The sequence below is a fragment of the Bacillus sp. T3 genome (assembly GCF_033449965.1).
Taxonomy (GTDB): domain Bacteria; phylum Bacillota; class Bacilli; order Bacillales; family Cytobacillaceae; genus Bacillus_BU.
Genome location: NZ_CP137761.1, coordinates 274,179 through 292,628 on the forward strand (window position 1 = coordinate 274,179; position 18,450 = coordinate 292,628).

Below are 18,450 nucleotides of genomic sequence, written 5' to 3' on the forward strand. Positions count from 1 at the left end.
TAGTCGTTTAGTTTGTTTCCGCTGCTTTTTGTAGTAATTGTGTAAGCTTATTTATTTCCTCATCTGTTAACGGATTCCCACCAATCACACCTGACATGACGGCTGACGTCGGCTCTTTCAGGAATTCATTAAGTGGCTTTCCATGTTTTCCTTCTACGTTGTTAAATGCTTCCGATAAATCGGGTCCTGTTGCCCCACCGCTCAAATCTAGGGCAGAAATGGAATGACAACCAATACAGCCTTTTTCAGTAAAAATTTCCGTATCAGCTGAAACAGTGGTCGTTTTATCCGTAGCTTGTTCCTCTGTAGCAGTTTTTGTTGTCGATGTTGCATCATCTGTGCTTTTATCGACGCTTACCTTTTCCTCGGTTTGATTGTCCTTCCCCATGATGACATCAAACACTAGATAACCGATTCCAAGCCCAATTAAGGCGCTGATTAGAAAATAAATCCCGGCTTTTTTCAAGTTGCTTTCCCCCTTGTCATAGTTACATGACCATCTTAACTTGCATTGATTTGTGTCATTGTGACGTATTGCACGGTTTAGTGTTTCGTGTGTGACGTTTGTGTGTCTTTTTCCAAAAAAGGAGGAAACTGTCGAAAAATATTCGAGAATGTCGATGTGTAGAAATGTGCCGAACATCACTTAATTGTCACGATTTGTCCGTTAAAATAAGGAAATAGAATATGGGGGAAGGAATGAGATATATGAACGATGATTTAATTGACCCGCATTTATCGATTTATCAAAAAACTGTGGTGGAAGAGTTTTTAGGCAAAATTGAAGTGTTTAAGAATCTCCCAAAGAAATCGTTTCAACTTCTAGACAATCGGATTGTGATGAAGGGGTATCGTAAAGGCGAGCAAATCATTTCGGAATATGAAGAGGCAGAGGGTGTGTTTTTTGTTCATTCTGGAATCGTTAAGCTCACGAAACAGGATGAGCAAGGGAATGAAATCATTGTTTGTATTAAGAAAAGCGGAGAAATTTTTGCAGAAGCCTGTCTGTTTAATCAGGATGGCAGCTTGTATCCTGCAACAGCACGAATGGTTCAGGAAGGAGAGGTTTATTTCCTTAAAACAAGTGACTTAGAGGCCGAGCTAATCAAGTCGCCAGAAATGGCGGTACAAATGATCCGCTATATGAGTGACGCTTTAAGAGATATGACCTCGATTTTAAGAGATATTGCCCTTCTGGATGTTTACACGAAAACGATGAAAACGTTAGAGCGTCTCGCTGAAAAATTCGGTGCGAACCATTGTAACCGTATGCACATTGAAATCCCCCTAACTGTACAGGAATTTGCTTCTTTGCTCGGAACATCACGGGAAAGCGTCAGCCGCGTCTTCTCTAAGCTCAAAAAAGATGGAATTATCGATGTCCAAGGGAAGAAAATCATCATCCTCGACTGGTGCGGCTTTTGTAAGCTTACTCATAATAAGGGGTAAATGATGTGGATTGAACGGCAGGTGTTGGGTGGTAGAGGCGGGCGAACGGATAGACAGACGGACGGGGTCGAATCGTTTACGTAAACGGAGAAAATGGTAATACGTAAATACGTAAAATAAAACAAGCCTGCCACCAATAGTGACAGGCTTATACCCAACCTTATAGCTTACTAAAACTGATACGTCCAAAAGCGCTCATGCAGCATGCGTGCGATAATTTCTGGATCATTCTCGCGTAGCTTATCTGTCATATCGGCAGCCATCAATTGCGTTTGCGAAAGATGAGCCTTGATTGCATTTATTTTGATTTCGGCAACTGAGCTAACATTATTAATGATATCGGGCTCACCAATTTCCTGTTCACAGTTTTTTGAAAATGCAACACAGTGGAGCTTTGGTCTCGTCTCTGCCGGCATTTTCGCGACGGCACGAACAACCGCTGCTCCAGTGGCATCGTGGTCAGGATGAACGGAATAGCCCGGATAAAAAGAAATCACGAGGGATGGATTCACATCAGCAATTAACGAAGCCATCATATTCGTCAGCATCTCATCATCCTCAAACTCGATTGTTTTATCGCGCAAGCCCATCATTCTTAAATCATCAATGCCGAGCACATTGGCGGCATTTTTTAACTCTACTCTTCTTATGTTTGGAAGTGATTCACGAGTCGCAAAAGGAGGATTTCCCAGATTGCGTCCCATTTCACCTAATGTTAAGCAAGCATAAGTAATGGGGGTACCATTTTGACCGTGGAGAGCAATTGTCCCCGAAACGCCAAATGCTTCATCATCAGGGTGCGGAAAAATCACTAATAATTGACGCTCTTTTTCCATTTCGGAAAACTCCTTTCATTAAATAATTCCTATAGTGAACGTGGTAAAACGTTTCTTCGGTTACAAATTTTTGATTTGAACCATTGAGGTCTAAGTGCGTATTAGGATGTTCGTTATTGGTTCCTTTTTTTTGCGGTTTATTGTTCCGTTTTGCTGAAAAAGGTTTATTTTCACCTTAGTTTTACAGATTTTTCGCTCAAAATGAGGATAATTTTATTAAAAAACCTTTTTTCTTTTAAAAAGAACAAATTCCATCAAATTAAATGCACTTCTTTGATGCTTTATGCACGTTTCATTGTGTATATGATATAAGCTCAAAAAAATATGATACAACTTTTGAGAAATATGCACGACTTTTCAAATTTATGATACAACTTTTGGGAATTATGCACGTTTCCGTCTTGATATGCATGACTTTCCCGTGGTATGCACACGAAACCTATGTTATGCACGACTAACGCATGAAGATAAGCACATTACCTACTTGTACGCTCTATATACCAATCCCATTTATAGCAAATGACTCATTATTCAAATGGCGTCGGGCTAATCTCAAGAGCCACTGCGAGCTTGCCGTCATTGTCATGGCCAGCCAATAATAAGCGCCCTTCAGCATCTAGTTCAAAATGGGTTAAGCCTTCTGCGTAAACCCAGCCAATCGCAAGCTTCAATCCGACACGGTATGGACCGCTCCCAACAATTTTCCCGCTTACATAGGTAACCAAGGCATTGCGGATATAAGCACCGGCCGAAAAAAACGATTCATTGTGGTGGGATGCATAGGCACCATTTGTCGTTTCAAGATGAAGGTATACCTCCTGATCAGCTAAACGATCAATCGCTGCTTGAACCTTTTCAGCAACTATTTGCTCCATATTCTTCATCTCCCTTCTTGTTTGCATTAAGTCAAATAGATTACGAAATTCTAGACATAACTACATATTACTAAAAACAACATCGATTTGCGAAAAATCGGCATCATACAATCATAAATGTAGCCTGCCCCACTCTGCAACAAACCAAAAACAGGACCAAAATTTGATCCTGTTTAATGGTATTTTGAAATAAAAATTTAGAAAAACAAAAAAGAGCTTGGCACTGTTCAAAAAGTTTATTTGCTAAGCTGTTCGGACTCCAAGCGACCAGCGCCATAAATACGGTGGGCTTTATGCATTGTAGGACCAACATATTCATTTAGCTTAAAGCCGTGGCGAATGGCTTCAGTAATAAAGTCCTTCGCAACTTTAACCGCATCTTCAACGGAGTTTCCTTTAGCTAACTCTGCTGTAATGGCTGCTGAATAAGTACAGCCTGCACCGTGGATGTAAGTGGTGTCAATCCGCTCAGACTCTAACAACTGAAACTCTTTCCCGTCAAATAGCAGATCGACTGCAGACTTATGCTCGAGCTTACTACCACCCTTAATTAAAACGTACTTGGCTCCAAGCTCATGAATTTTGGTTGCCGCTTTCTTCATATCTTCAATTGTCCGAATCGGTCCAGACAGTTTCGCTAATTGCCAAGCCTCAAATAAGTTTGGTGTAACGACAGTTGCCCGAGGAACAAGTACTTCACGAAGGGCATCTGCTGTTTCCGGATGAAGCACTTCATCTTCGCCTTTACAAACCATCACTGGGTCAATAACGATGCGCGCGAGTTTATGCTCATCCATTTTTTTAGCTGCGAGCTCAATAATTTCAACTGAACCGAGCATTCCAGTTTTCACGGCGTCAATCCCAACGGAAAGAGCTGTTTCCAGTTGAGCTTCTAGTGTTTCAAGAGCAATTGGAAACACGTTGTGATGCCAGTGGTTTTTAGGATCCATTGTGACAATGGTAGTAAGGGCTGTCATTCCGTATACCCCTAGCTCCTGGAACGTCTTTAAATCTGCTTGAATACCTGCCCCCCCGCTAGTATCAGAGCCAGCTATTGTTAATACCTTTTTCATTGTCATTTGAAATTCCTCCTTCAAGCAATTGTTACCATTTTTATTATACCAATATTATGTCATGCATAAAAATCTCATTTACATCCATGCCTAAACAACTTTTTTATTAAAAATGTGAACAAATTGTCAACATTTTCGTCTGAGCGTGAGAAAAGTTACTGTGTTATTTAGGGGCAAAGATTAAGATTAGAGAGCAAGTAAATATCATTAATCTTATTAATTTCTTAGAAATGATTGTTAACATCGTAGTTCACAATATCTACGATAAAAAGTCACGAATTTGAAGTTATTTTGTCACAATGCAAACGTTACCAAATTAATATTGTGATGTACATTTAGTAGAGAGATTAGTTTTTTCTATTACTCTAGTGCTAATGGGAAAAGATAGAAAAAAGTGTGATAATTTTCACATCAACAGTTGTCACTAATCTCTATGATGGTAAAGGGTAAAATTCAACATATCCCATTCGGTTTTATGTGCCTAAAAGGGGTGAGGTTATGAACAGAAAAGGCTGTCCTGAAGAATATCCAATTTCATTGGTTGTAAATGGCTATGAGATCGCTGTATTTCAATTAACGAGCTTTGATTTAGTTGATTGGACATACGGTTATTTATATTCGGAGGGATTAATCGACAGCATTGATGATGTATCGGGAGTTACCGTCAATGAAGATATGGGAAGTATTCATGTTACGCTTCGTGATGGCTTTAATGAAGAGCTCTTTTTTCAAAAAAGAAGCATTATACAGCTGGTTGTGGCAGAGGCGTTACGTTTTTTTCGATGACAGATGTTAAAAGCTTTGACAAGGTAGATTCGCAAGATACCTATCAATTAAGCTATCTATTGAAAAAGCGAAGTCAATTTGCACAAGAGTCACCGATGTATCTTGAAGCAGGTGGCATGCATGGTGCCTGTATCGTTCATGAGGATGGCAGTATCGTTGTCCGAGAAGACATTGGTCGTCATAATGCAGTGGACAAAATCATTGGTTATGCACTTAGAAACCGCTTAAATCCGCAAAAATTAATCCTATTAACGACAGGCAGAGTCTCCTATGAAATGCTATCAAAGGCTGCAAAATATGGCTTTGCTGTTATTGGCTCGCGAACAGCGGCAACGAAACAAGCTGTTCAGCTAGCAAAATATTTAAATATAGAAGTAGTTGGTTATTTAAGAGGGAAAATGGCAATTTCTTATACTTCCTCTGGAAGAGTAATCAATGATCTGGAGCAAGTTAAAGTTGGGGGTTCTTCCTATTAATTTAGGGTTTATAGATATCTACAAAAGTAGTAGAGGGGGCTAGAAAGATGGATTTTACAAGAAGACAATTTTTGAAGTTGTCTGGTGCTACAGCTATTACGATGGCTGTTGTCGAGCTTGGCTTTGATGATAAAAAAGCTAAAGCCAGCACAAAGGATTTTAAGATTGCAGCGTTAAAGCCTACACCGACAATCTGTCCATTCTGTGGAGTGGGGTGTGGAATCCTAGTTTACGCTAACGAAAATGATGTGGTTTATACAGAGGGTGACCCTGATAATCCAATCAACGAAGGTACACTTTGTAGTAAGGGTACAACAGTCCGTCAAATTTATACTACAGAAAAGCGTGTAACAAAACCGATGTACCGCGCACCTAGAAGTGATAAATGGAAAGAAGTAGAGTGGGACTGGGCAATTGGAAAGATTGCTGAAAAGGTAAAAGAAACACGTGATCGTACATTTATCCAACAAGAAAATGGAATAACGGTTAACAAGGTTGAAGCCATTGCTAGTATGGGTGGAGCAGCTCTTGATAACGAGGAAGTATATCTTCTAAGTAAGCTAATGCGTGCCGGTTTAGGTGTAACCTATCTTGAGCACCAGGCTCGAATATGACACAGCTCAACGGTTGCCGGTCTGGCACCTACAGTTGGTCGTGGAGCAATGACAAATCACTGGATTGATTTGAAAAATACAGATTGTGCTTTAATCATGGGTGCAAACCCTGCGGAAAACCATCCAATCAGCTTTAGATGGTTAACGCAAGCAAAAGAAAAAGGCGCAAAAATTATTTCAGTTGACCCTAGATACACTAGAACATCAAGCCAAGCAGATATTTATGCACCGATTCGTTCTGGAGCAGATATCGCATTTTTAGGCGGGATGATTAACTATATCCTAGAAAATAAGCTTTACCATGAAGAATATGTTTTAAATTATACAAATGCATCCCTTATCGTGACAGATGATTATTCATTTGAAGATGGAATATTCAACAATTACGATGAAAAAACACGTAGCTATGATAAGACAAAATGGGCATTCAAGAAGGATGCACAAGACAAACTGATTAGAGATAATACCCTTCAAGACCCACGTTCTGTGTTCCAATTAATGAAGAAGCACTATTCAAGATATGATCTTGATACGGTGGTTGAAGTAACAGGAACACCGAAAGAAGATTATTTAAAGGTTGTTAAAGCATTTGCAGAAACAGGAAAACCTGGTAAAGCAGGTACTATCCTTTATGCAATGGGAACAACACAGCATACAGTTGGATCACAAAACGTTCGTTCATATGGTATTATCCAGCTTTTACTCGGTAACCTTGGTTTACAGGGCGGCGGAATTAACGCGATGCGTGGAGAATCCAACGTACAAGGTTCAACGGACTTTGGTTTACTTTATCACAACGTAAATGGCTATATGGAAACACCAACTTCAACACCTGAAGAAGCAACGTATAAAGGCTTCTTAGAAAAAGTTACGCCTAAAGCCGGTTACTGGATGAACAAACCAAAATTCTATACGAGCATGCTTAAAGCCTATTACGGTGATAATGCAACGGCAGCAAATGAATTTGGATATCAATTTTTACCGAAATTAACTCCGAAAAAAGATTATTCTCATATGAGAATTTTTGATGCCATCTATAAAAAAGAAATCGAAGGTCTATTCATGTTTGGAACAAATCCAGTAGTTGGTGGACCAAACTCGAATAAAGAACAACAAGCTCTTAGTAATCTTAAATGGTTGGTGGCTGTAGACCTTTGGGAAACAGAGTCCTCTGCATTCTGGCAAAAAGAAGCTGGTGGTACACCGGCAGACATTGAAACAGAAGTATTTTTCTTACCAGCATGTTCATCATTTGAAAAAGAAGGATCGATTTCAAACAGTGGACGTTGGATGCAATACCGTTGGCAAGCCATTGAGCCAAAGGGTGAATCACAGGGTGATTTAGAAATCATTCACCTACTAGCACTAAAGATGAAAGAACTCTATCAAAATGAGCAGACTCCAGCAGCCGCACAAATAAAGGCAATGACATGGAATTATGGTGAAGGTCACCATATTGATATCGATCTTGTAGCTCGTGAAATCAATGGTTATGAAACAGCTACGAAGAAACTTATCCCTGCTTTTGCTAAGCTTGCTGATGATGGTTCCACTGTAAGTGGTAACTGGATTTATTGTGGCTTCTACCCAGAAGAAGGCAAGAACCTGTCACAACGTCGCGATAACAAAGATACAGGTAATGGTAACTACTTAAACTGGTCATTTGCTTGGCCGGCAAACCGTCGTGTACTAGCGAATCGTTGTGCTGCAACTCCTGAGGGTAAACCGTGGTCAACAGAAAATAATAAAGCCGGAATTTGGTGGGATGCGGCACAAAATCTTTGGGTAGGAAATGATGTCCCTGACTTCCCGAAAGATCGAGCTCCTGAAGCACCAGGAGGCAAGGATGCATACTTCATGCTTCCAACAGGACTTGGCGGATTATTCGCTGTTATGAATGACGGTCCATTCCCAGAGCATTACGAGCCATATGAAAGCCCAGTATCAAATGGACTTTCAAGTGTGCAATTGAACCCTGCAACCAAATTTGGTGAGAAAGAGTTCATGACACAAGGGGATTCATCGAAATATCCAATTATCGCCACAACTTATCGTGTAGCGGAACATTGGCAATCTGGATCGATGACACGTAACCAACCGTGGTTAGCAGAGTTAGCTGCTCATATGTTTGTTGAAATCGGCGAAGAATTGGCAAAAGAAAAAGGCATTAAAAACAAGGATAAAATCATGATCTCATCTGCCCGTGGTGAAATCGAGGCATATGCCATGGTAACAAAACGGTTTAAGCCGTTTAAAATTAAGGGTAAAACCGTACACCAAGTAGGTATGCCTTGGAACTTTGGTTTCAAGGGAATCGCAACAGGTGGCATAGCAAACCGCTTAACACCGCATATTGGGGATGCCAATACGAACATTCCTGAATATAAAGCGTTCCTTTGCGATGTTAGGAGGGCAAAATAATGGCTAAAGAATACGTAAAATTAGTCGATGTTACGAAATGTGATGGCTGCCGCGCTTGTATGGTTGCTTGTAAAAACTGGAATGACCTTCCGGCTGAGCCAGAAGAATTCCAAGGTACAAATCAATCACATGCTAAAGTAACAGCCCATACATGGAATGTCCTTGAATTTATCGAGCACGAAAATTCAAAAGGAAATTTAGATTATTTATTCCGTCACTCTGCTTGTTTCCACTGTAAAGAAGCAGCATGTGAAAAGGTTTGTCCTGAGAATGCAATCAGCTATACAGAATTTGGAACAGTAGTGGTTGATCACGAGAAATGTGTAGGCTGTGGTTATTGTGTTCAAAACTGTCCGTTCGATGTGATTTCACTTGCAACTTATAAGGACAAACAAGGTAAGGAATATCGCAAAGCATCAAAATGTACAATGTGTACAGACCGAATCGAAGAAGGCTTACAGCCTGCCTGTGTGACAACTTGTCATCCAGGAGCGATGTCCTTTGGTGAAAAGGGAGAAATTATTGCGAAAGCAGAGCAACGTTTAAGTGAAGTAAAAGAACGTTATCCGAATGCAATGATTTACAACCCAGAAGGAGTTGGCGGCACACATACTATCTATGTGTTAGCTGAAAAACCTTCCGTATATGGACTTCCAGAAAAACCGAAAGTACCAACATCAGCTGTTCTTTGGAAGGACTATGCACAGCCACTAGGTAAAATGATGATCGGTGCAACAACAATGGGTGTTCTTGGACTGTTCGTGTCTTACAAATTATTTAACAAAGACAAAGAACATGAGGCTGGAGGTGATAGCCATGAGTAATCCAAAAGGACCTCAGGTTAGAGTAAGACGTTTTTCAATGGCGTTTGTTATTGCCCATGCTGTCAATTTCTTTTCGTTCTTAGCCTTGTATATTACGGCATTGCCAATGTACACAGAGGCCTTTGACTGGCTTTATCCTGTTCTTGGTGGACCAGCCAACGCACGATTGCTACACAGAATCTTTGCAGTAGCATTTATCTCACCAACAATTATCTGGTTTATTTGGGACCGTCAAGGCTTATTCCGTTGGTTCAAAGAAATTGTTACATGGAAAAAGCGCGATATTGACTGGTTCAAAGAATCAGGAAAAGAACTTACAGGATTCCAATTTAAACATGTTTCACAAACCTTCTTTAATGCAGGGGAAAAAATTAACTCTTGGATCCAGATTGTAACAGCAACCTTGATTATCGTTTCAGGATTCACCATTTGGTTCCCAGAGTACTTCCCGAAGTCAGTAACACAGTGGGGTTATTTGTTCCATAGTGCCAGCATGGGTCTTGCAGCTGCAGTAGTAGTAGGACATATTTATATGGCAGCAGTTCACAAGCACTCAGCTCCTGGATTTAAAGGAGTAATAAATGGTAAGGTTCCAGCTTGGTGGGCAAAGAGCCACTATGGTGACTGGTATGATGAAGAAGTAAGAAAAGGTAACTTCCCAGATATCGAAGACCCGCATAAAGACGAGCACAAAGGTGCTTAAATAAAAAGCGGAAACGCAGATAACAATATTCCTAATGGCTGTCTGTAAAAGGACAGCCATTCCCTTTAAAAACGAAAGAGGTGCAGCTCATGAAGACATCAGTAGTTTCAAAAGAATATCTAAATCTACAAAAAGAGATCATTAAGCTTCAAGAGCAATGGAAAACTGAAATAAACAGTGAGTCCATCCAGCAAAATATTGATCCGACCGCATTAGCATCGGGCGTACCAATCGTAGCCTTTACAAAGTTTCAATTTGACTATGCGCTATTTTCAAACTGGCTAAATCAATTAAAGGCTGTATTAGTAAAAAGTAACCCAAGATTAGAAGACCAATTTTCCATCCTGAATAACGTGTTAGATGAAAAAGTAGCGGAACGCTGGCTTGAAGAGGCGTTCATGATCAATCATCTTTACTTTCAAGAATTTGCAGCTCAAAATAAATTAGAAGAATGGCTTCCACAATTTCTTGCTGAAACCACTCTTCGTCCCTATTTACAAAAAGTAGCTGAAAAGGTTCAACCTAAACTGAATTCGTATGAAATAACAGCAGTTGCAGGCTGTGGTTGTCCTGTTTGTGGTGAACCAGCACGTCTTGGACAAATTGAAGGGAAAGGACAAAAGGTACTTCACTGTCCACGCTGTCTTGCTTATTGGTTGGATAAGAAAATTTCCTGTACCCATTGTGGAAATACAGATCATACAACCATTCAATTTTTAACAATTGAAGGAGATGCTTCCTCACAAATTCATGTTTGTGACAAGTGTAAGGGCTATACAAAAGTGATTGACACTAGACAGCATATTTCCAAACCATCCACACCATTGCTTGATTTAAATACCATCCACCTAGATTATATTGCTCAAGAGCAAGGCTATGGAGTAGCAGCCGACACTGAAGAAAAAACAAATTAATTACGGTGGCAATGTTTTTAGGTTATAGTTAGAAATACGAAAGTTTTATCATTCATTTTAAGTAGGTGCTGCTCATGAATGCATGTGGCATTATTTTATCCAGGTGGAAAGTCAAGTCGGATGGGTACAAACAAAGCACTCCTAAAAATTAACGAAATACCAAATGTTGAAAGGGTAAAACAGGAACTTCAATCGCTTGTTTCTGATCTTATACTCGTTTCCAATGATCCAGAGATCTATCAATTTTTAAAGTTGAAAACGGTCACAGACGATTACCCTGGTCAAGGTCCATTAGCAGGTATTCACGCTGGCTTACAGGCTTCAGCATTTGAGCTGAATTTGGTTGTCGCCTGTGATATGCCGTTTGTATCTAGTAAACTTGGCCAAAGGCTTTTAGAGCTTGCAGATCAGTATGATGCGGTCATACCCGTCATCAATGGAAAACAGCAACCGCTTTTTGCTGTATACCGAAAAGGAATATTTAAAGAAATAGAGAAATGTATAATGACAGGAAATCTGCGGATCAAACAATTATTGGCAGGACTTAACTGTTTATATGTAACGGAACAGGAGCTTTCAGCCTTTACAGAAGCAAGCTTAGATCAGATTTTCTTTAATATGAATCATCCTGAAGAATACGAACATGCAAAACATTGGGCAAACAAGGGAGAGTAACCTCTTTTCATCGTGAGAGAAAGGGTGTATGGGGTAAATGGAATTTTTCAAAGTGAAGACGGTTGAGGAAACGATTTCCTTAATAGACGAAAAGATTAACAAGATTGATTCAACAGTCATTCTTCCGCTTGAGCAAGCACTTCATTACGTGTTAGCGCAGCCGGTATTAGCGGCTGAAAATGTTCCCGGATTCGATCGTTCCACGGTTGATGGTTATGCTGTGCGCGCAAGAGATACTTTTGGTTCATCAGAGACAATGCCAGGATTTTTGAACATTGTCGGCGAGGTCAAAATGGGTGAGCAAGCTTCGAAGCAGGTTGAACGCGGACAAGCTATTTATGTCCCAACTGGCGGAATGATTCCACCAGGAAGTGACGGAGTGATCATGATTGAGCACTGCGAAGACATGGATGGGCTCCTCAATACATACAAACAACTAGCACCTGGAGAAAATATTATTACTGCAGGTGAAGATATTAAAACTGGTGAAATTCTATTAACCGAAGGAACAAAGCTTCGCCCACAGGAGCTAGGTGCACTTGCTTCGCTTGGGATTGCTGAGGTAGAGGTTTATCGAAAAGTCGTGATTGGCTATCTTTCCTCTGGCGATGAAATTGTTCCTTATCAAACTCAAAAACTAGAGCTGGGTCAAATTCGCGATATCAATTATTTAACGGTATTAGGATTGGCACAGAATTGGAATATAGATGTCAAATACGGTGGTATTGTAACCGATGATTATCAAACTTTTTCAACTAAGGCGCGGGAATTATATGATCAAGTGGACTGTTTAATTTTATCAGGGGGAAGCTCGGTCGGCGCCAAGGATTATACAACAGAAGTCATTCAGTCATTGGGCGACCCTGGTGTGTTTGTTCACGGCATTTCCATTAAGCCAGGCAAACCAACGATTCTTTCGGTCGCAAACGGCAAGCCGGTCATTGGCTTACCGGGACATCCAGCTTCAGCAATGATTATTTTTCAATTATTTGGTAGTCGGGTGCTCCGTAAGCTGAGAGGAGAAAAAATCGAACGCAAACCAGACCGTATTTTTGCAAAAATCACCAAAAATATTGCCTCAGCTGCAGGTCGAGCGGATTACATTCGTGTCCGACTAGTTGAAGTGGAAGGTGAGTGGTGGGCAGAACCAATCATCGGCAAATCCGGTTTAATTACGACCCTCGTCAAGAGTGATGGAATTGTCGAGATTGCTTCAAATAAAGAGGGAATTTTCCAGGGTGAATACGTGCCTGTCATACCAACGAGATAAGGGGGAGCGAGAAGTGGAAAGACAATCTTATAAACGTAAAATTTATTTAGAAGATAAACCACGGTCTGAAGCTGTTAAGGAGCTTTTAGAAGCCTTTGATTTACCCATACATACGGAACTGATTCCAACTTCAAATTCCCTTGGACGTGTGACGGCTGAGCCGATTTTTGCGGAAGTTTCTGTACCACATTATCATGCTTCGGCAATGGATGGGATCGCTGTTAAAGCGGAACAAACATATACTGCCCATGAGCAAAGACCAGTGCGCCTGACACTCGGCGAGCAATTTGTCTATGTGGATACAGGAAATGCAATTCCCGCGCAATTTGATGCGGTTATCATGATTGAGCACGTCGATATCATTGATGAAATGACAATAGAAATAATCGAGCCAGCTACACCATGGCAGCATATTCGACCGATTGGTGAAGATATTACGCAGGAGGAAATGCTATTTCCGCAAGGACATACGTTACGTCCGGCCGATTTAGGTGTGTTATTAGCGGCGAAGACGCTTGAAGTGCCGGTTACAAAAACCGGTTGTAACCATCATTCCGACTGGGAATGAGCTGGTTGAGGCCAATACTTCATTATCTCCAGGTCGAATTGTTGAATTTAATGGGACTGTTTTTTCAGGGTTTATTCAAGAATGGGGCGGTGAGCCGATCTTAAAAACGATTGTTCGCGACCAGCCTGAAAAAATTAAGGAAGCACTATTGGACGCTTGTGAAACCTCAGATATTATTGTAATTAACGCTGGTTCATCAGCAGGCTCAAAGGATTATACGGTTCATATTCTTGCGGAGCTTGGAACGGTGTTTACACACGGAGTCGCCACCAGACCAGGAAAGCCCGTTATACTTGGGAAAATTGGTAGCAAGGTCGTGGTCGGAGTTCCCGGCTATCCAGTATCCGCTTATTTAGCATTAGAATGGTTTGTCCGACCGTTAATTTGTCAATACCTGCAAATACCTGAGCCTAAACGGCAAACGGTAAAAGCAAAGCTGGGCCGTCGCATCGTTTCAACGATGGGAGCTGAGGATTTTATCCGAATGAATATCGGCTATGTGAATGGACATTTTGTCGCAAATCCGTTAACGCGGGCTGCGGGTGTAACCATGTCTCTAGTTCGCGCTGATGGCTTACTGATCGTAGGTCCAGATATCATTGGATACGAGCAAGGAGATGTAGTCGAAATCGAGCTCCTGAAGCCACTTGAGGAAATTAAGAATGCCTTGCTGTTCAGCGGCAGTCATGATTTGACGATTGATTTGCTTTCGTCTCACCTTAAAAAACAGCGCACCGACATGAAAATTGTATCTTCCCATATCGGAAGCATGGCTGGCCTCATGGCAATCCGCAAAGGGGAAGCCCATGTAGCGGGCATTCATTTATTAGATCCGGAAACAAAACAATACAATATTAGCTATGTCAAACGTATTTTAGCAGGTCATGATGTCGTCCTTTATCCATTTTTAAAAAGAACGCAGGGCTGGATGCTACCGCAGGGTAATCCAGATGGAGTCGAGAATGTAAGCGATGTTGCACTTAAGAAAATCCAATTTGTGAATCGGCAAAAAGGAGCTGGCACACGAATTTTGTTTGATTTACTGTTAGAGGAGGCTGCGGTGAGCCCGGATGACATCGTTGGTTATGATCGCGAAATGTTCTCGCATTTGGCTGTTGCCGCGGAGGTCAAAGGCGTAGAAAGCGCTGCAGGACTTGGTATATATCCTGCCGCAAAGGCAATGGGTCTAGACTTCATTCCAGTTGCGGACGAATCCTATCAACTACTGATGACACGAAGGTTCTTTGAAAGTGAACAAGGGCGTTGGCTCCTATCCGTAATTCAAAGCGAGAGCTTTAGAAATGAAGTAGAAAAAATCGGTGGCTATGCAGTCGAAATCAACCCAGAGCCAATCTTTTTTAATGAATAGTTATATTTATGGCCATTGTTGATTTTGCGTAACTTAGTTGATTGGAGCGGAAGGCACGAGACTCCTGCGGGAGTAGCGTGTCACGGGAGACCCCGCAGGCGCTTTAGCGCAGAGGGGACTCCCGGACCACCCCGCGGAAAGCGACTGCCTGGAGCGGAAATCAACGGTTTACTTAAATTACCATAGCTTAAAGTGATACAGCGAATATAGATGAGGTGAATTCTAGATGAATTTTTCAATATCAAAAGAACCAATCGATATTCAATCGATTATTGATAAAGTCGTACAACGAGATGCCGGAGCAATCACAACCTTTATCGGAACCGTTCGCGAGCTGACGAAGGACAAAAAAACGTTGTATCTCATATATGAAGCCTATGAACCGATGGCAGTAAAAAAACTAGCGCAAATCGGTACAGAAATCAGCGAGCGCTGGCCGGGCTCGCAAGTAGCGATTACCCACCGCGTTGGAAAATTGGAAATAACGGATGTTGCTGTAGTGATTGCAGTCTCTACACCGCATCGGGCTGACGCCTATGAAGCAAATCGATATGCAATTGAACGTATCAAAGAAATCGTTCCAATTTGGAAAAAAGAGCATTGGGAGGACGGCCAGGAATGGATTGGCAACCAGCTTGAAACCGTTGCTTACCCTTCTGGAAAACCAGAGGAGGAGGATTTGCATGAATAAAGTCATGTTTTTTGCCCACCTGCGTGATAGCGTTGGCGAAGACTTTGTAAGTTTAGAGCTGACCGGAAAAACAGTGGCAGAGGTCAAAGCATTGGTTGCTGAAAAATACCCTGTGTTGAAGCTTGAGAGCGTCATGACAGCAGTAAACGAAGAGTTTGCCGGAAATGATGAAGTGATTGGTGCTGGTGACGTGATTGCTTTTATCCCGCCTGTAAGTGGTGGATGATTGGAAGAATCGTTATATGCCACAAATAGGTGACTTATGATCAGAGGTTTGGGCCGTGGGAATGTCCCTCGGCCTTTTTGATTGCGGTTCGTTGGCTGAGCTCGTGATTAAAGTGTGTGTTTGAAAATGTAGGAGATTCAATGAATCCTCGATCGACAATCGCAAGGCGTGCATATCCGTATTAAAACGTGCATATCGATGGGAAGCCGTGCATAAATTTTCAAAGTTGTATCATAAAATCGAAAAGTCGTGCATATATCTCAAAAGTTGTATCATATATTTTTGAGTTTGTATCATATACACAACATAACGTGCATATAGCACTAAACACGTGCAAATATTTGCGGAAAAATTGCTGAGTTGATTCAAAAAAAGGAATTTTATCAGATATTCTACTTAAATCGAATAATAAATGATAAAAAAACACTTAAAATAATGAAAATTTATTGCGGTATGGCGCTTTTTCATGCAGTTTAACACAGGTAATACATGCCTTTTAAAAAAATAGTTCAAGCTTCATATAGAGGAGGTTTCATCTATGTCAGAACGGTATTCCAGGCAAACTCTTTTTCCGCAGATCGGTCATAGCGGACAAGCTAAGCTTCGTGAAAAGCATGTCCTGATCATTGGCGCAGGTGCACTTGGTTCTGGGAGCGCGGAAATGATGACGCGAGCCAGTGTTGGCCGCCTCACTATCATCGACCGCGATTATGTCGAGGAAAGCAACCTGCAGCGGCAGCAGCTCTATACGGAGGAAGATGTGCGTGAAAAGCTGCCAAAAGCGGCAGCAGCAAAAAAACGACTCCAAGCCATCAATTCCGATGTCGACATTCAAGCCCTTATTGCTGATGCTACTCCCGAGCTAATGGAGGAACTTGTCACAGCTGGCTCAAGCTCAAGCTTTGGGTCTGAGTCCCGTACCTCCACCATCGACCTCATTCTTGATGCAACTGATAATTTCGAAACAAGAATGATGATGAATGACATCTCACAAAAATATAATATTCCTTGGATTTACGGAGCCTGTGTTGGCAGCTACGGGATGAGCTTTACAATTGTTCCTGGGGTGACTCCGTGCTTAAACTGTCTGCTAAAGGCTATTCCGATTCAAGGGATGACCTGTGATACCGGTGGAATTATCGCTCCGGCAGTGGGAATGGTCATCGCTCATCAAGGAGCTGAGGCTCTAAAGATTCTCGTCGAGGATTGGGAGGCGTTACGTCCAGGGCTTTGTCAGCTTCGACCTTTGGCGAAACCAGTATTCATCGATGAAAATGTCAAAAGCAAAGGATGCGAGCTGCCTTTCCTGTGGTGATCAGCCAACCTACCCTTATCTTGACGTCGAAAATATGACAAAATCGACAGTGCTATGCGGTCGCGACACTGTCCAAATACGTCCACCGAAGCAAGAAGGTCTTAATCTAACGATTTTGTCAGAGCAGCTTACGACTTTAGGCTATGAAGTGAAAGCAAATCCGTATTTGCTATCTGTCGAATACGAAGGCACACGGATGGTTATTTTTAGCGACGGCCGTGCTCTTATTCACGGAACAAAGGATTTAAATCAAGCCAAATCCCTATATCAAAGACTATTAGGTTAAATATTAAACTCGTGTCCTCATCGGATACGGGTTTTTTCTTGTACCATGCAATGGCACAATTGCATCAGCACCACTTATAAAATTTCCCAAGCTAAGTATTGTGAAATAAAAAAACAAATCATGTAGAATAGAGTCAGCTAGATTTCGAGTTGAAGCGACGTGTTTCACGTGAAACTTACAAAATGAACGGACTACCTGAGAAGATGAGGTGAACAGAATGAGTATTACAATGCGTAAGCTATTGCAAAAAATGGACCAGGAACTTCAATCAGCAAAAAGTGCGAGCTCAGAAACGAAAATTAGAGAGCGAATTCAAGCGATCAAAACGTTATGCGAGCTTGTATTAGATGAGCCGGAGGCAACACAGCAGCTTCAACCTCAGAAGCCAATTCAAATCAGCAATACGAAGCCGATGACAACAACGTCTCCTGCACTTTCGTTTGCAAATACTGAGCCAACTAAAATCGATAATGGAGAGGCGAACGGCGAATCTTTATTTGATTTTTAGGGGGCGCATGGGCAGGCTGACTGCAAGTGCGGTAGGAAATGGACAGGCTTAATAATAAAAAGAAACCACACAACAAGTTTTATTTTTCAAGGATAAAGGGAGTAAGACCTGGAACTACCGGGTTGATTTTGATAGAAGAAGGATGGGGAGAAGTGTGAAGGTATTTATTATTTTAGGAGCAATCAATGCTTTTTTATCGGTGGCATTAGGGGCATTTGGTGCCCATGGCTTAAAGGGGAAGCTTGAGCCGTATTATTTGGATATTTGGAATACGGCGTGCCAATATCAAATGTATCATGCATTAGGGCTGTTGGTGGTTGGAATTTTAGTAGCGAAATTGCCGGGGAATTCATTGCTTACCTCCTCCGGTTGGTTGATGTTAGCGGGGATCGTGCTATTTTCAGGAAGCCTGTTTGTGTTGGCGTTAACGAAAATTAGTGTACTCGGGGCGATTACTCCACTTGGCGGAGTGGCTTTCTTGGCCGCATGGACATTAATCATCATTGCAGCGGTTAAATATCTTTAATAAAAAAAGACTCTGTCGTTGAAATCTGAACTGTGCCCCCGTTTA

At 41.5% G+C, this 18,450-nt stretch carries 19 protein-coding genes and 1 pseudogene; 16 read left to right on the forward strand and 4 right to left on the reverse strand.

Features of this window, described 5'->3' with window-relative positions:
• Positions 1–7: 7 nt before the first annotated feature.
• Positions 8–466, reverse strand: a complete 459-nt coding sequence (locus RGF10_RS01515; protein WP_318506662.1) for a cytochrome C — start codon at positions 464–466, stop codon at positions 8–10.
• A 233-nt stretch (positions 467–699) separates the two neighbouring features.
• On the opposite strand from RGF10_RS01515, the gene RGF10_RS01520 reads away from it, so the two are divergent.
• The gene (locus RGF10_RS01520) at positions 700–1,449 is read left to right on the forward strand and encodes a Crp/Fnr family transcriptional regulator (RefSeq protein ID WP_318506664.1); all 750 of its coding nucleotides are present in this window, start codon (positions 700–702) and stop codon (positions 1,447–1,449) included.
• Positions 1,450–1,619: 170 nt separating this feature from the next.
• Here RGF10_RS01520 and bshB2 read toward each other — a convergent pair whose 3' ends face one another.
• The 3 genes from bshB2 to pdxK form a co-directional block, all read right to left on the reverse strand.
• The gene (bshB2, locus tag RGF10_RS01525; RefSeq protein WP_318506667.1) at positions 1,620–2,285 is read right to left on the reverse strand and encodes a bacillithiol biosynthesis deacetylase BshB2; all 666 of its coding nucleotides are present in this window, start codon (positions 2,283–2,285) and stop codon (positions 1,620–1,622) included.
• Positions 2,286–2,812: 527 nt separating this feature from the next.
• Positions 2,813–3,160, reverse strand: coding sequence for a YojF family protein (locus RGF10_RS01530; RefSeq protein ID WP_318506670.1), 348 nt, complete (start codon positions 3,158–3,160; stop codon positions 2,813–2,815).
• Positions 3,161–3,396: 236 nt separating this feature from the next.
• Positions 3,397–4,239 carry a pyridoxine/pyridoxal/pyridoxamine kinase gene (pdxK, locus tag RGF10_RS01535; RefSeq protein WP_318506673.1) on the reverse strand — a complete coding sequence of 281 codons (843 nt, stop codon included), beginning with the start codon at positions 4,237–4,239 and terminating at the stop codon, positions 3,397–3,399.
• A gap of 492 nt (positions 4,240–4,731) precedes the next feature.
• On the opposite strand from pdxK, the gene RGF10_RS01540 reads away from it, so the two are divergent.
• The 15 genes and pseudogenes from RGF10_RS01540 to RGF10_RS01610 all read left to right on the forward strand — a co-directional run bounded on the left by RGF10_RS01540 (position 4,732) and on the right by RGF10_RS01610 (position 18,405).
• A complete protein-coding gene (locus RGF10_RS01540; protein WP_318506675.1) occupies positions 4,732–5,019 on the forward strand; it encodes a formate dehydrogenase accessory sulfurtransferase FdhD in 288 nt (95 codons plus the stop codon).
• Positions 5,016–5,495, forward strand: a complete 480-nt coding sequence (locus tag RGF10_RS01545) for a formate dehydrogenase accessory sulfurtransferase FdhD (RefSeq protein ID WP_318506677.1) — start codon at positions 5,016–5,018, stop codon at positions 5,493–5,495. Before RGF10_RS01540 ends, RGF10_RS01545 begins: the two co-directional genes overlap by 4 nt.
• Before the next feature lie 47 nt (positions 5,496–5,542).
• Positions 5,543–8,530, forward strand: coding sequence for a formate dehydrogenase-N subunit alpha (gene fdnG / locus RGF10_RS01550; RefSeq protein WP_318506679.1), 2,988 nt, complete (start codon positions 5,543–5,545; stop codon positions 8,528–8,530).
• Positions 8,530–9,354: a 4Fe-4S dicluster domain-containing protein gene (locus tag RGF10_RS01555; RefSeq protein WP_318506681.1), complete on the forward strand. Its 825-nt coding sequence runs from the start codon at positions 8,530–8,532 to the stop codon at positions 9,352–9,354. Before fdnG ends, RGF10_RS01555 begins: the two co-directional genes overlap by 1 nt.
• Positions 9,347–10,057 (forward strand): formate dehydrogenase subunit gamma, encoded by a 711-nt coding sequence (locus tag RGF10_RS01560; protein WP_318506683.1) that lies wholly within the window; start codon positions 9,347–9,349, stop codon positions 10,055–10,057. The genes RGF10_RS01555 and RGF10_RS01560 overlap by 8 nt, the downstream gene beginning before the upstream one ends.
• A gap of 89 nt (positions 10,058–10,146) precedes the next feature.
• Positions 10,147–10,971: a formate dehydrogenase accessory protein FdhE gene (locus RGF10_RS01565; protein ID WP_318506685.1), complete on the forward strand. Its 825-nt coding sequence runs from the start codon at positions 10,147–10,149 to the stop codon at positions 10,969–10,971.
• Positions 10,972–11,049: 78 nt separating this feature from the next.
• Complete coding sequence (locus tag RGF10_RS01570) at positions 11,050–11,646, forward strand: molybdenum cofactor guanylyltransferase (RefSeq protein ID WP_318506687.1); 597 nt, start codon at positions 11,050–11,052, stop codon at positions 11,644–11,646.
• Between the two features lie 37 nt (positions 11,647–11,683).
• A complete protein-coding gene (locus RGF10_RS01575; RefSeq protein WP_318506689.1) occupies positions 11,684–12,916 on the forward strand; it encodes a molybdopterin molybdotransferase MoeA in 1,233 nt (410 codons plus the stop codon).
• 13 nt (positions 12,917–12,929) lie between these two features.
• Positions 12,930–13,484 (forward strand): hypothetical protein, encoded by a 555-nt coding sequence (locus tag RGF10_RS01580; RefSeq protein WP_318506691.1) that lies wholly within the window; start codon positions 12,930–12,932, stop codon positions 13,482–13,484.
• Positions 13,432–14,853 (forward strand): substrate-binding domain-containing protein, encoded by a 1,422-nt coding sequence (locus RGF10_RS01585; protein ID WP_318506693.1) that lies wholly within the window; start codon positions 13,432–13,434, stop codon positions 14,851–14,853. Before RGF10_RS01580 ends, RGF10_RS01585 begins: the two co-directional genes overlap by 53 nt.
• 226 nt (positions 14,854–15,079) lie before the next feature.
• Positions 15,080–15,544, forward strand: coding sequence for a molybdenum cofactor biosynthesis protein MoaE (locus tag RGF10_RS01590; RefSeq protein ID WP_318506695.1), 465 nt, complete (start codon positions 15,080–15,082; stop codon positions 15,542–15,544).
• The gene (gene moaD, locus RGF10_RS01595; protein ID WP_318506697.1) at positions 15,537–15,770 is read left to right on the forward strand and encodes a molybdopterin converting factor subunit 1; all 234 of its coding nucleotides are present in this window, start codon (positions 15,537–15,539) and stop codon (positions 15,768–15,770) included. The genes RGF10_RS01590 and moaD overlap by 8 nt, the downstream gene beginning before the upstream one ends.
• 538 nt (positions 15,771–16,308) lie before the next feature.
• A pseudogene (locus tag RGF10_RS01600) lies at positions 16,309–17,371 on the forward strand (MoeB/ThiF family adenylyltransferase).
• 217 nt (positions 17,372–17,588) lie between these two features.
• Complete coding sequence (locus RGF10_RS01605; protein ID WP_318506699.1) at positions 17,589–17,879, forward strand: YwdI family protein; 291 nt, start codon at positions 17,589–17,591, stop codon at positions 17,877–17,879.
• Positions 17,880–18,033: 154 nt separating this feature from the next.
• A complete protein-coding gene (locus RGF10_RS01610; RefSeq protein ID WP_318506700.1) occupies positions 18,034–18,405 on the forward strand; it encodes a DUF423 domain-containing protein in 372 nt (123 codons plus the stop codon).
• The last annotated feature ends 45 nt before the right edge of the window (positions 18,406–18,450 follow it).